We start from the raw sequence: 11,143 nt of genomic DNA on the forward strand, positions 1-11,143 counted from the left end.
GGGGCCGGGCCCCGACCTCTTGGAGAACACACCTTGTTGGCAACCCTTCCCCGCAGCCTTGAGCTGACGTTCAACGACCTCCTCGCCGGCGTCGGCGGTTCCTCCTCCGGCCTGGTGGAGGCCGGATGGCGCGGCAAGCTCGCCATGAACCACTGGCAGACCGCGATGGACTCCCACGCCGCCAACCACCCCACCATCGAGCACCTGACCGCCGACGTCACCGGCTACCCGATGCGCTTCCTGCCGCCCGCCCTGCTGCTGTGGGCGTCGATCATCTGCACCGAGGTCTCCCCGGCCGGCGGCCGCATTCACCCCACCGATCAACTCGACCTGTTCCAGGTCCTCGGCAGCCTCGACGCCGACGAGGCCGAGGAGTGGAAGGCGCTCACCCCGGAGGCGTTCGAGCGGACCCGCGCGACCGCCTGGTGCGTGGTGCGGGCCTGCGAGGCCAAGCGGTTCCCGTACGTCGTCATCGAGAACGTCGTCGAGTTCGCCCTGTGCTGGGTGCTGTTCAAGACCTGGGTGAAGGCGATGACCGAGTTGAGCTACGAGCAGCCGCAGATCCTGTGCGTGACCTCCGCGCACGTCGGCGACGACAACAACCTGCGCGCCCCCCAGTGGCGGGACCGCATCTACATCGTCTTCCGCCTCAAAGGCATGCCCAAGCCGGACCTGGAGCCCCGCCCGCGGGCGTTCTGCTTCGAGTGCGGGCGCGACGTCGACGCGAAGAAGGCGTGGTTCGACCCTCGCATGCGCATCGGCAAGTACCTGCGGGACTACAACTACCGCTGCCCCAACCGGCGCTGCCACAACGCGGTCGTCGAGCCGTACGTCCGCCCGGCCGCCTCCGTCATCAACTGGGACGACCTCGGCCAGCGCATCGGCGACCGCAAGAAGCCGCTGGTGGAAACCACGATGGACCGCATCCGGTCCGGCCTGGCGAAGTTCCCCCACACCCCGTCCTCGATCACCCTCAACCACGGCAAGGACGGCACCGACCGCGCCTATGCAGTCGCCGAGCGGCCGTTCTCGACGCGCACCATCAAGCAGGGCGACGCGCTGCTCGTGCCGACCGGCGGAAGCTGGAACACCGCCTGCAGCGACGTCGCCGAGCCGATGCGCACGAGGCTGACCCGCGAGAGCGAGGCCCTGGTCACCGTCGACCCCGAGCCGTTCGTGATCACCTACCGGCAGCACGCCAACCCGGCACTGGCCACCGAGCCGGTCACCAGCGTCACCGCGCAGGGCAATCATCACGGCCTGGTCGTGCCCGGCGGGCCGGTCCCGGCCGAGCTGCGCAACACGCTGGTGATCCCCTTCCGCAAGGCCGCCGTGAAGACGTCCGCCGATCCCGTGCACACGCTGTCCACCCGCGACTCCGCCGGCCTGCTCCGCTCCGCTCCCGCCGTGGAGGACTGCTACTTCCGGATGCTCAAACCGCGCGAGCAGCTGGGCGCGCAACGCTTCCACGACCGGTACATCGTCATCGGCACCCAGGCCGAGCAGACCATGCAGGCCGGCAACGCCGTGTCCGTGAACGTCGCCCGCCACATCGGCGAGCGCATCAAGGACGTCCTGTGAGTGCCGGGTGGCTGCTCCGCGTGCCCTGCCGCGGCCTGGACGGCTTCACCGTCACCGAGGAGGAGTGGAACACCGGCGCCGACCTGAAGCGGCTGTGCGGGCCCCAGCTCGGCACCTGCGGGCCGTGCCCTTCCCGCGCCGAGTGCATCGCCACCGTCAAGCCCTCCCAGGCTCGTTTCGACGGCATCGCCGGCGGACGCCTGTGGTGCAACGGCGAGGTCATCGACGCCCTGGACGACGTGTTCGAGGAGGAGCTGACCGAGCCGAAGCTGCGCGCCTCCTGCGGCACCGAGGCCGGAGCCCAGGACCACAAGCGCCACGGCGAACGTCCCTGCCCCTCCTGCCGCCAGGCGGCCCGCGAGATGGACGCACGCCGCAAGGAGGCGAAGGCCAGGGAGCCCAAGCAGCTCCAGCTGGACTTCGCCTCCACCTGAACCTTCCCACCCGCCCCCGACCGGGGGCGGGCCCCGACCAACCCTTCAGGAGGAACCGTGCCCCACCCCACCACCCCGCGCCCGATGCGGCAGGCCCTGCAGCCGATGACCGCCGGCGCGATCCTCTCCACCACCCGCCCCGGCCTGCGCTGCGCCCGCTGCGCGGCCACCAGCGACACCGCGGCGGTCGCCCGGTGATCCGCACCAAGGGCCGCGCCTGCACCGGCAAGCGCCGCCACGACACCGAGGAGCAGGCGGAGAACCACCGACAGCGGCTCATCGCCAAGGGCGGGGTGCGCCTGACGACCTACCAGTGCCGCAACCGCACCTGCGGCGGCTGGCACGTCGGCCACCTCCCCAAGCCCCGTACCTGACCCACTCACCTCTTGGAGACAGACATGAGTGACATCACCGCCCTGTGCGCCCGACTCGGAGAGCGCGCCGCCGGATCGTGGCAGGAGGAGGCCGCCGTGTGGCTGCTGGCCACCCACGGCCACTGGCTGCCCGAGCTGCAGCGCGTCCGCCTGATCATCGACGACGGCGACGGCCGGTCCCGCATCGCCTGGCGGCAGGTCGCCTCCGCGTGCCTGTCCGCCGGTGACGGCCCGCTCATCGGCACCGGCTCGGAGTGGCAGATCCTGCGCTTGGCCTGCGTGCTGACCGGCCGCCACGCCCTGTCCTTGGCGGACCTGACCCAGATGAACGAGCACACCAAGCGCCTCGCCCTGCACGCGATGGCGTGGGCGGCCGGCGGCCACGCCTGGGCCACCGGCCTCGCCCTGCTGCCGCCCGACATCGGCACCCACAACCCCGCCTCCTGAACCACCCCCTAGACCGGGCCGGCGCCCGCGGGGACCCCCCCCCCCGGGCCGCCCCCCCCACCACCCCGACAGAAAATGACCAACAACACGAAAAACAACCCCCCCCCTCCTGACCCACCCCCTCGCCGGGGCCGCGCCCGGGGTGACCCCCCCCGCGGGCGCGGCCCTCGCCACTCACCGACCTAAGGAGCACAACCACGATGAACACCTCCCGCCGCGCCGAGCTGATCATGGACGTCCTGCACCACGCCATCAACCGCGACTACGAGCAGGCCATGGAGGCGCTGGGCGAGATCGCCCTCGCCAGCACCGGCCAGGACATGTACGGGGTGTGCTGCGGCATCGCCGACGCCGCACGGCAGGCCCTGGCCCGCATGTACGACGCCCCCGCCTCGGAGCACCTGTGGGCGCTGGCCTCGCCCGACCCGGCCGACGGCCCCCAGCACCCGGCGCACGCCTTCTCCCTGCGCTTCATCGCCGCCTACCTCAACGGCGACATGGAGACCTGCAGCGCCCTGTACCTGGCGGCCTACCGGGCCAGCAACGACGACTACTCGCACTCGCTGATCGCGCTGATCTCCGACGCCGCCCACCTGGCACGAGTCGCCGCACAGGAGACGGCCGCCACCCCCGACAAGCCCACCCAGCACCCGCACTGACCCCCTCAAGCCGGGCCGTGCCCGCGGTGACCACCCCGCGGGCGCGGCCCCCTCCCAGAAAGGCCCCTTCCGTGCAGACGTCCCTCTTCGAGGCCCCGCCCCCGCCCGTGCCCGACCTCGCCCGCGCCGACCTCCTGCTGGCGAACTCCAGCGCGGGCAAAGACAGCCAGGCCATGCTCCATCACCTCGTGCAACTCGCCGACGCCGCCGGCGTCCTGGACCGCATGCACGTCGTGCACTGCGACCTCGGCGACGTCGAGTGGCCAGGCACCCGCGACCTGGCCGCCGCCCAGGCCCACCACTACGGCCTGCCCTTCCACGTACGCAAGCGCGCCCAGGGCGACCTGCTCACGCAGATCGCCGACCGGCACCACCGGCTGCGCGCCAGGGGCGACACCACCACGCCCGCCTGGCCGTCGTCGGCCGCCCGCTACTGCACCAGCGATCAAAAGCGCGGCCCGGTCCGCATCCTGATCACCGAACTGGTCGCCGCGCTCGGCCTGGACCGGCCGGCCCACATCATCAACTGCCTGGGTCTGCGGGCGGCCGAGTCCGCAGCGCGTGCCCGCCGCTCCGAGATCTTCGCGATTCAAATGCCCCACCCAAGTTTGCGCGCCTCGCTACAAGGCCACGGGCGACAGATGGACTGTATTCACGCAATCCAGCCGATGTATACCCAGCCAACCATGAACAGCAATGGAAGGAAGCAGGTAACCAGAGTTGGCCGCACGTACCATGAGACGCGTTCCAGTATTTGTTCGACGAAAGATGCGCCACTCAATAAGGATTGCCGGACGGGGCGTCGGAATACTGCAGGAGAGGGGGCCACACCTGCTGTCGATTCTATTTTTTCCGCGATCTCCGACATGTGGGCGCGTAATATTTTGATCCATTGATAGGAACTGAACGCCACCAACAGCCAACCGATACACAGCACTAAGCTGAAGACTGCCATCGAGATTTGGCTAATCCCCATCTGACGGGTACTGCTACCAGCGGCGACAGCCACGAGGGCGCTTTGCACCAACAAAAAGAGGTTCATGCGACTCGAGAAAAGCTGTAGGTCTGAATCGTAATGAGCCTGTGCCCGATCGTAGGCGTGCCAAAGATCTTCGCGATCGGGTTCATCAGGCGGAAGTGTCATATTGCATCACCTGTCGCGATCTCGGGGCCAATCATCGAGAACATCATTCCTACCGCCTCCTCCACCGAGACAGCCGCCCAAAGTTTTGAATTTTCGGATTTTCCAGACGCTCGCACTTCCCACCCGTCGATTACAATAGTGGGCTTGTTCGTTCGCACAGCTAGCGCCATTTCACTCAATGTTCCCCAGCTTCCACCTACAACGATTACAGCATCAGCACTTCTTACGACTAGGCCATTGCGTAGTTCGCCGAGGCCGGTCGGCAAAGCCACTGAAAGGAAGGCGTTCCCGTTTGCCCGCGAGCTTCCTGGAAGGAGGCCCACCGTGATACCCCCCTCACTCTGCGCCCCCCGGCACACCGCCTCCATGACTCCCCCAAGCCCGCCACAGATCACGATGCAATGCTGCTGCGCCAGAAGCCTTCCCAGTCGCTGGGCCGTCTCAACCTCGGCTGGCGTTGCCGCCTCAGGGCCGACTACCGCGACGTACGGCGCCCTGCGAGGTACAGGGGAGGAGTGTGACGCTGCGCGATGGGACATGGTCGGACTCCCGGGTCTAATCTCTCTAGGCGCTTGATCACTTGAGTCTGACGCGAGACCTTCCTCCGTGGCCCATCGACATACGACAACAGGCATGCTTCGAACTCGCATCACGTCTCGGCCGCCGCAGCCAGAGGACGAGCAGTGATTGCCAGCGTCAGCTGATCCGGCGCTATTGGCAACGATGTGACTGCGCGTCACCGTGACCGCCTACCATTCGGCGCATACGAGTATTGCTCAGCACCAGCATCCGGACATCGCCGCCGACGAGGCGGCCTCCAGCGGGCGGCGCACCGTCACCACATGGCTGCCGATCCTGCGCTGGCCGGACCGCCAGGTATGGCAGACCATCGCGGACGCGGGCACCCCCTACCACCCGGCGTACGACTCGGGCATGAAGCGCCTGTCCTGCAGCTTCTGCGTCCTCGCCGACAAGGACAGCCTGATCACCGCCGCCCGCCTGCGCCCGGCGCTCGCCGAGCAGTACCTGGCCCTGGAGCAGCAGCTGGGCCACACCTTCCAGCACGGCCTGTCCATGGCCGAGATCGTTGCCAGAGCCCGCGAGCTCGGCCCGCTGCCACTCGTCGCCGACGGCTCGGCGCTGCGCATGGCCCTCGCCGCCTGACCCCTCATGCACCGCGCCCTCGTGAAGGAGCCTTCGTTGAGCACTGCCGCCGTGGAGACCGCCCCGCCGCCCGTAGCCCCGCCACTGGTGATCGGCATCGACCCGTCGCTGACGTGCACGGGCGTCGCCGGCGACGGCTGGGCGGACGCCCTGCGCTGCAAGGGCCGAGGACACCACCGGCTGCGGTGGCTGCGCGAGGAGGTGCGCGAGCGCACCCGCGCGGCCGACCTGGTTGTCATCGAGGGCGCGGCGTACGGGCGAGGCGGGCAGGCCGGGCATCACGAGCTGGCCAGCCTGTGGTGGATCCTCACCCAGGACCTGTGGGAGCGGAAGATCCCGTATGCGGTGGTCAACCCGCACTCGCGCACGATCTACGCCACCGGCAGCGCCACCCCGGCCAAGGAGCACCCGAAGGAGAAGCGGGCCCGCATCGCCAAGGGCATGGTGCGCGACGCGGTCGCCGAGCGGTACGGCCTGGAGTGTGACGGGCCGGGCCGCTACGACAAGGCGGACGCGATGATCCTCGCCGCGATGGGCCTGCACTGGGCGGGATGGCCGCTGGCGGTGGTGCCGGACACGCACCGCCGGGCCCTGGACGCGGTGCCCTGGCCCGAGCGCACACCGCGCCTGCAAGCTTCTGACCTGAAGGTTTCCTCGAAAAATTCTTGACGCCCTCCTGAGTGCGGTTAGAATAAGAGGGATGGGCGGGGGAAAGCCCGGCCTACATCGACAGGAGCACGCATGAGTGAGCAGCACTCGCACTCGCTTCACGCCGCCGGCTTCGAGCTGAGGGTGCGGAGCGAGGGCGACATAGCGATCGCCGAGCTCTGGAGCTTCGGCGCCACCCTGAGCCAGACGACGCTGAACACCGCCGGGGTCGGGAAGGTCACTGTCAGCTCCGAGTTCGCGCCGTACGCCAGGGGTGACGAGCGGTCGAAGTGCTCCGCGAGCTGTCAGTGCGGCTGGGAGGTGCGGTCGCGCGACGAGGGCGACACGGTGATCGCCGAGGTCTGGGCCTTCGGTGCCAAGCTCAGCGAGACGGCGCTGAGCACCACCGGGGACGGCGCGGTCGTCGTCACCTCCGAGTTCTGAGCCCGCTGCGGGCGGCGGACGACTCCGCCGCCCGCAGCATGTGCCACACCATTCGATCGCACGACCTCTTGGAGGAGACCATGTTGCAGCTGTTCACCGAGCACCTGGGCGGAGCCGAGGATGCGCTCCTGCGGACCGTCGGCGACAGCCTTTACGTCCGCTACGCCAACGACCCGGCCGTCCTGAAGATCACCGCCCAGCGCGGCAGCGCCGACGAGACCAGGGTCACCCTGCAGCTCATCCACCCCGACCACGGGCCGATCGACTCCGGCCGCTTCACCCAGACCCGCTCCCAGGACAGCCTCACCGCCCTGAAGCAGCTCGACGCCTACCTGGACATCTGGTTCGTCTGACCCGCACCGGCCGCCCGCCCGCCACGCGGGCGGCCGGGTCTAAACCCCCCAGATAAAACGCCACATTGAGGAAGCCTTGAACAGCACCTCGACCGACGCGCTTGCCGCGCCGTACGCGCTCACCACCGGACACACCGCCGACCGCCTCGCCGACGTCGTCGCAGCCGGCCCGCACCTGCAGTACCTGCTCACCGAGCGGTTCGGCCTCACCGCCGAAGCCGCCGGGCAGGCCGTGATCACCGTCGACCAGGCCCTGGCCGCCACCTGGCACGTGACCGGGTACGGCCAGGACTACCGCACCTGGATCTCCTGCATGCCCGAGGTGCTCCTGAAGTGCGTGGTGGAGATGGCCGCCTACGCCGAGGTCGACGAGTTCAGCGTCGGGCACGCGGTGCGCGTCGGCCGACAGATGCTCACCGAACTCGCCCTGCAGTTCCGCCCGTTCTGACACCCCGCGGGGGCCGCCACCACGGCGGCCTCCGCCCCGAAGGAGGAACCTCGTGATCGACGACATCTTGAGTCGCGAGTTCAACTCGAACGCCGAACTCCTGCCGGTTGAGCCGAACAAGCCCGACTCGGTGCCCGCCATCCGCGTCGCCGGCGCCCTGGTCTACGTCTACGTCCACCCCCTGTACGGCCTGACCGTCTCCGTCGACGTGGACGAGGCCGAGGCCGACCTGACCCGCGCCGACGGCACCGTGCCGATGCGTGTCCAGGTCGGCGTCGCCACGGTGTTCGCCGACCCGCCCCACGACAGCGACCGCTGATCCGCCCGCCATCTGACACCGACAGGGAGAACCCCATGAGCAGAACGATCCTCGGCGTCCGCCTGGACACCGACGACACCCTCACCGACGTGCGGCTGCCCGCCGAAACCGGCCTCGTGGAGGCGCTGCGCGGGCAGGTCGACGGCTGGGTCGAGATCGCCCACTACGCCCGCCCCGACGGCAAGCGCCGCCTGGCTCTCGCCGTCGACGCCGACGGCGCGCTGACCCGCCCGGAGAACCTGTATGCCACCGCGCTGGTCAGCGGGCTCTACCTCAAGCAGATGCCGTACTGCCTGTACGGGCCGGTCGTCCTGCTCGGTGCGCTGGACGACACCCGCCACCACACCGACGTCCCCGAGGTGCTGCGCGAGGCCCTGCCGCAGGTCGTGGCCGCCCTCACCGCCCGCTACAACCACACCTCCTGACCTCTGCCGGGCGGGCGGAGCACCCGCGCCGCCCGCCCGGCAGATGTGCCACACCTCTGGAATGAACCTATTGGAGAGCTGTATGACCACCATCGACCCGGCCAGCCGCTGGCTTGTCGTCTTCAACGACGAACCGCACGGGATGCGCATCCTGGCCGCCGAGCCCGCCACCGACGCCGAGCCGCGCACCGACCTGTGGGCGCACTGCCTGTCCTCCTACGAGGTGGACGCCGCCGGCCCCGCCGAGGCCCGGCGCACCGCCCGCCAGCTGCACGACGTCGAGCGCATCCGCAACGCCCGCGCCCGCCAGCGCGCCTGCCGCGACCGCCGCCGCGCCCTGCCCGCCGCCGCCCCCTACGGCCCCGACGCCATCGAGATGGCCTCGCAGGACCTGAACCTGACCCACCAGTGCCGCGCCTACGCCGACGCGATGGCCAAGGCCGCGCTGCGCGCCGGATACGAGCACCGCCCCTACGCGCTGCGCGACCTCACCTTCACCCAGTACCTCGACCGGCTCCCGGCCGCCACGCACACGGTTCTGCACCGCTACGCCGCGCTGGCCACCACCGGCCACGAGGGGGAGGCCGTGGCGCTGCTGGTCAACACCCTCGCCGCCGCCGTCTCCGACCTCTGACCCCACAACCTGCCCCCGGCCGGGCCCCGCACCCGCGGGGCCCGGCCCCATCTCACCCACGAAGGAGAACACCCGTGACCAGCATCCCGAAGTGGCTCGCCGACGCGGAAGCCGCCCAGGCCCGCCGCGAGGAGGCCACCTACGCCCGAAAGGCCCTGGACGCCGTCGAGCACGCCCACAGCGTCAACCGGGCCCTCGCCGACCTCGGCATCACCCCCATCGTCCCGGCCAGCGCCCCGGCCGGGCACGCCTTCGTCTCCCCGGCCTTCCTCGTCGAGTCCGACCCCGAGCAGGAGCTGTACTCCGTGCACGCCCTGTGGGACGACAGCGCGGGCAAGGTCCGCCTCGGCCTGGGCCACTACTGGAACGACGACACCGGGATCTACCCCGGCCGTCTGCTCACCACCGTGGACGACGTGGTGCACGCCCGCCGCGAAGGCCCGGCCACCCAGTCCCAGCGCAACCACCCGAGCACCTGGGACCTGCGCAAGATCGCCGACGACGCCGCCCGGTACCTGCCCAGCGACGTCACCTCCCACGACACCGGCGAGATCGTCAGCCTGCTCAGCGGCCTGACCGCCGCGGTCCTGTGCCTCGCCGACGCCGTGTCCGGCGCCGACAACTGTCCCTGACCCCCGATCCCTCAGTGCCCCGCCGCCCCGGCCGACACCGGCCGGGAGGCGGGGCGCTGCCACATCCGCAAGGAGGAACCGTGTCCGACACCAGCCACCAGAGCGCCGTCCGCATCTACTTAGACCGCACCTTCGGCCCCTACGACGCCTGGATCGACCGCAGCGCCGCCTGGAACAGCCTGCTCTTCCCGGTCTTCGACCTGGAGACCGTCCGCAAGATCGCCGCCGACACGCAGCGGATGGCCGAGGAGGACGGCCACGACTCCACCATCACCCTTCACGTCCTCGACGGCGGCACCCGCGACGGCAAGCCCCGCGCGGTCGTTCTGAGCGTCTTCTGGGCGGCCCTCAGCGACGACCCCGAGGACAACCGGTACGCCATTCAGGTCATCCAGCCCAACGCCCGGGGCCGGTACAGCATCGGCAGCGGCGAGTGGCCCTGGACCGAGAACGGCCCCGCCGACAACGGCGACCGCCCCTGACACCCCCGACACCCCGCCGCCCGGCCGAACCCGACCGGGCGGCGGGGCCCAGCCGCACCCACACCCCCCAAGGAGCACGCCGTGACCGAGATCAGCCACAAGCCCGCCGACAACGACCGCATGAGCGTCGCCCGCGTCTGCGGCGACGACATCCTCGGTCCCTACGAGGCCCGCGTCGACCGCAGCGCCCGCCGGGACGACTGGCTCTGCCCGTCCTTCGGCCTGGACACCGTCCGCGAGATCGCCGCCCGCACGCAGGAGCTGGCCGCCGAGTACGGCCACGACGCCGTCGACACCATCCACGTCATCGACGGTGCCCTCCCCAACGGCACGCCCCACGCGATCGTCCTGCACATCCGCTGGGCGTACCTCAGTGACATCCCCGAGGAGACCGCGTACGCCAGCGAGGTCATCCACCCCGACCCCGAGGGCCGGTACGCCATCGGCTCCTGCGAGTGGGCCTGGCACGAGACCGCCCCCGCCGCCCGCTCCTGACCACCACCGGGCCGGGCTCCGCACCCGCGGGGCCCGGCCCCACCCACACCCGGAGGAAACCTTGGCCACCCGCGCCATCATCGCCCGACCTGCCACCGGCGGCGGCTTCGCCGGCCGCTACCTGCACCGGGACGGAGCCCCCGACACCGCCACCGCGCTGCTGCTCGACTTCGTCCTCACCGTGTGCGGCGGCGACGTCGAGGCCGCCACCCGCTGCCTGCTCGACGAGCACCCCAACGGCTGGATCAACCTGCCCGCCTCCGACGGCGGCGGCCAGTGCCTGTGCCACCACGGCGACGGCCTGGACATGGGCCTGATCACCGACCAGACCGACGGCGAGGGCGAGTACGCCTACGTCCTCCACCCCGGCCACCTCGAGGTCCTGGCCCGTACCAGCGACGGCTGGCACACGATCCGCACCACCACCTGGACCAGCTGACCCCCCCGACCCACCCAGCGC

The 11,143-nt window shown here is 70.4% G+C and carries 20 protein-coding genes; 19 read left to right on the plus strand and 1 reads right to left on the minus strand.

Annotation, left to right across the window (positions count from 1 at the left end; genetic code table 11):
• Positions 1 to 36 precede the first annotated feature (36 nt).
• The 7 genes from ACFV5H_RS23995 to ACFV5H_RS24025 all read left to right on the plus strand — a co-directional run bounded on the left by ACFV5H_RS23995 (position 37) and on the right by ACFV5H_RS24025 (position 4,391).
• Positions 37 to 1,581, plus strand: a complete 1,545-nt coding sequence (locus ACFV5H_RS23995; RefSeq protein ID WP_385197221.1) for a DNA cytosine methyltransferase — start codon at positions 37 to 39, stop codon at positions 1,579 to 1,581.
• Complete coding sequence (locus ACFV5H_RS24000; RefSeq protein WP_385197222.1) at positions 1,578 to 2,015, plus strand: hypothetical protein; 438 nt, start codon at positions 1,578 to 1,580, stop codon at positions 2,013 to 2,015. Before ACFV5H_RS23995 ends, ACFV5H_RS24000 begins: the two co-directional genes overlap by 4 nt.
• A gap of 57 nt (positions 2,016 to 2,072) precedes the next feature.
• Positions 2,073 to 2,213 carry a hypothetical protein gene (locus ACFV5H_RS24005; protein WP_385197224.1) on the plus strand — a complete coding sequence of 47 codons (141 nt, stop codon included), beginning with the start codon at positions 2,073 to 2,075 and terminating at the stop codon, positions 2,211 to 2,213.
• Entirely contained in the window at positions 2,210 to 2,389 is a 180-nt protein-coding gene (locus ACFV5H_RS24010) for a hypothetical protein (protein ID WP_385197225.1), read from the plus strand. The genes ACFV5H_RS24005 and ACFV5H_RS24010 overlap by 4 nt, the downstream gene beginning before the upstream one ends.
• Before the next feature lie 24 nt (positions 2,390 to 2,413).
• Positions 2,414 to 2,836, plus strand: coding sequence for a hypothetical protein (locus tag ACFV5H_RS24015; RefSeq protein WP_385197227.1), 423 nt, complete (start codon positions 2,414 to 2,416; stop codon positions 2,834 to 2,836).
• Positions 2,837 to 3,036: 200 nt separating this feature from the next.
• Positions 3,037 to 3,495, plus strand: coding sequence for a hypothetical protein (locus tag ACFV5H_RS24020; protein WP_385197229.1), 459 nt, complete (start codon positions 3,037 to 3,039; stop codon positions 3,493 to 3,495).
• Positions 3,496 to 3,566: 71 nt separating this feature from the next.
• Positions 3,567 to 4,391 (plus strand): hypothetical protein, encoded by an 825-nt coding sequence (locus ACFV5H_RS24025; RefSeq protein WP_385197230.1) that lies wholly within the window; start codon positions 3,567 to 3,569, stop codon positions 4,389 to 4,391.
• A 244-nt stretch (positions 4,392 to 4,635) separates the two neighbouring features.
• On the opposite strand, the gene ACFV5H_RS24030 is transcribed toward ACFV5H_RS24025, so the two are convergent.
• Positions 4,636 to 5,289 carry a TIGR00725 family protein gene (locus tag ACFV5H_RS24030; RefSeq protein ID WP_385197231.1) on the minus strand — a complete coding sequence of 218 codons (654 nt, stop codon included), beginning with the start codon at positions 5,287 to 5,289 and terminating at the stop codon, positions 4,636 to 4,638.
• Positions 5,290 to 5,380: 91 nt separating this feature from the next.
• Between ACFV5H_RS24030 and ACFV5H_RS24035 the strand changes: the two genes are divergently transcribed.
• The 12 genes from ACFV5H_RS24035 (at position 5,381) to ACFV5H_RS24090 (ending at position 11,122) form a co-directional block, all read left to right on the plus strand.
• Positions 5,381 to 5,803, plus strand: coding sequence for a phosphoadenosine phosphosulfate reductase family protein (locus ACFV5H_RS24035; protein ID WP_385197232.1), 423 nt, complete (start codon positions 5,381 to 5,383; stop codon positions 5,801 to 5,803).
• A gap of 36 nt (positions 5,804 to 5,839) precedes the next feature.
• Positions 5,840 to 6,472 carry a hypothetical protein gene (locus tag ACFV5H_RS24040; protein WP_385197233.1) on the plus strand — a complete coding sequence of 211 codons (633 nt, stop codon included), beginning with the start codon at positions 5,840 to 5,842 and terminating at the stop codon, positions 6,470 to 6,472.
• Between the two features lie 72 nt (positions 6,473 to 6,544).
• Complete coding sequence (locus tag ACFV5H_RS24045) at positions 6,545 to 6,895, plus strand: hypothetical protein (protein ID WP_385197234.1); 351 nt, start codon at positions 6,545 to 6,547, stop codon at positions 6,893 to 6,895.
• An 80-nt stretch (positions 6,896 to 6,975) separates the two neighbouring features.
• Positions 6,976 to 7,248 carry a hypothetical protein gene (locus ACFV5H_RS24050; protein WP_385197236.1) on the plus strand — a complete coding sequence of 91 codons (273 nt, stop codon included), beginning with the start codon at positions 6,976 to 6,978 and terminating at the stop codon, positions 7,246 to 7,248.
• A 76-nt stretch (positions 7,249 to 7,324) separates the two neighbouring features.
• Positions 7,325 to 7,696 (plus strand): hypothetical protein, encoded by a 372-nt coding sequence (locus ACFV5H_RS24055; protein WP_385197237.1) that lies wholly within the window; start codon positions 7,325 to 7,327, stop codon positions 7,694 to 7,696.
• A 52-nt stretch (positions 7,697 to 7,748) separates the two neighbouring features.
• Complete coding sequence (locus ACFV5H_RS24060; RefSeq protein WP_385197238.1) at positions 7,749 to 8,015, plus strand: hypothetical protein; 267 nt, start codon at positions 7,749 to 7,751, stop codon at positions 8,013 to 8,015.
• 35 nt (positions 8,016 to 8,050) lie between these two features.
• On the plus strand, positions 8,051 to 8,440 hold the full coding sequence (locus ACFV5H_RS24065) for a hypothetical protein (RefSeq protein ID WP_385197240.1): 390 nt from the start codon (positions 8,051 to 8,053) through the stop codon (positions 8,438 to 8,440).
• Between the two features lie 82 nt (positions 8,441 to 8,522).
• The gene (locus tag ACFV5H_RS24070; protein WP_385197242.1) at positions 8,523 to 9,074 is read left to right on the plus strand and encodes a hypothetical protein; all 552 of its coding nucleotides are present in this window, start codon (positions 8,523 to 8,525) and stop codon (positions 9,072 to 9,074) included.
• Between the two features lie 74 nt (positions 9,075 to 9,148).
• The gene (locus ACFV5H_RS24075; RefSeq protein WP_385197243.1) at positions 9,149 to 9,706 is read left to right on the plus strand and encodes a hypothetical protein; all 558 of its coding nucleotides are present in this window, start codon (positions 9,149 to 9,151) and stop codon (positions 9,704 to 9,706) included.
• A gap of 80 nt (positions 9,707 to 9,786) precedes the next feature.
• The gene (locus tag ACFV5H_RS24080; RefSeq protein WP_385197244.1) at positions 9,787 to 10,188 is read left to right on the plus strand and encodes a hypothetical protein; all 402 of its coding nucleotides are present in this window, start codon (positions 9,787 to 9,789) and stop codon (positions 10,186 to 10,188) included.
• A gap of 81 nt (positions 10,189 to 10,269) precedes the next feature.
• Positions 10,270 to 10,683, plus strand: a complete 414-nt coding sequence (locus tag ACFV5H_RS24085) for a hypothetical protein (protein WP_385197246.1) — start codon at positions 10,270 to 10,272, stop codon at positions 10,681 to 10,683.
• 61 nt (positions 10,684 to 10,744) lie between these two features.
• Complete coding sequence (locus ACFV5H_RS24090; RefSeq protein WP_385197248.1) at positions 10,745 to 11,122, plus strand: hypothetical protein; 378 nt, start codon at positions 10,745 to 10,747, stop codon at positions 11,120 to 11,122.
• The last annotated feature ends 21 nt before the right edge of the window (positions 11,123 to 11,143 follow it).

This window comes from Streptomyces sp. NPDC059787, from assembly GCF_042732315.1.
Taxonomy (GTDB): Bacteria; Actinomycetota; Actinomycetes; order Streptomycetales; family Streptomycetaceae; genus Streptomyces; species Streptomyces atrovirens.